The sequence below is a fragment of the Photobacterium frigidiphilum genome (assembly GCF_003025615.1).
GTDB classification, from domain to species: Bacteria; Pseudomonadota; Gammaproteobacteria; order Enterobacterales; family Vibrionaceae; genus Photobacterium; species Photobacterium frigidiphilum.
In genome coordinates, this window is record NZ_PYMJ01000140.1 from 1 (window position 1) to 686 (window position 686).

Genomic DNA, 686 nt, shown 5'->3' on the forward strand with positions numbered 1-686 from the left:
TAACGCCGAACATAAGTTGCACCACGACTAACTCACCAAGCGCAGTGAACTCCATGCCAAAACTGCGGAGTAAAACGTGTCAACTTGATGTTTTTGTTATAACTTTTGTACATCACAGATGTAAAAAATCATATGCTACTAAAATTAAGGTTTATTCTACTTCGTAAGCAAATAACTTGAGACCTTAGTTTGAAGCTCGTACGGGCTAATATTTAGTGGGTACATCTCTATGATAAAAGGAGTTCCGCGTAATGCCTTTAGGGTTAAAGCATAAATTTTTGTAATCCCATGGTAGTTTTTAATATAATCATTAGTGTTATGAACATAGACTTTTAAAGGAACCTGAGATGACGGAGCACACTTTACGGTTGTTATATCTTCCCACTTAATATTAGCTATAGCATGTAAAGGTGTATTAAATAAAATGCCTTTTTCGCTTATTTCCAGTACATTACCCTTAAATTTAAGTTTCATGCAATTGATGCCAACTATTGTTGCCAAACCAATATTTGCTAATATTGCAATTGGTAAAATCTCATTCAAAAGTCCATATCCAGAACGTATTGACCATAATATGTATACAACATCAAAAATAACTAGCAATCCAAGATGGCAAACAATTAAATTAAGCACTTTTCTCTTATTAAAACCAATTTCCAAAAAAGTTTCTCCTTTCAAGTTATAAC

1 protein-coding gene is annotated in these 686 nt (G+C 32.9%); it reads right to left on the reverse strand.

The features are described from left to right. Positions 1–156: 156 nt before the first annotated feature. Positions 157–686, reverse strand: a 530-nt coding sequence (locus C9J12_RS30300) for an STM3941 family protein (protein WP_227876527.1), incomplete at its 5' end; no start/stop codon positions are given.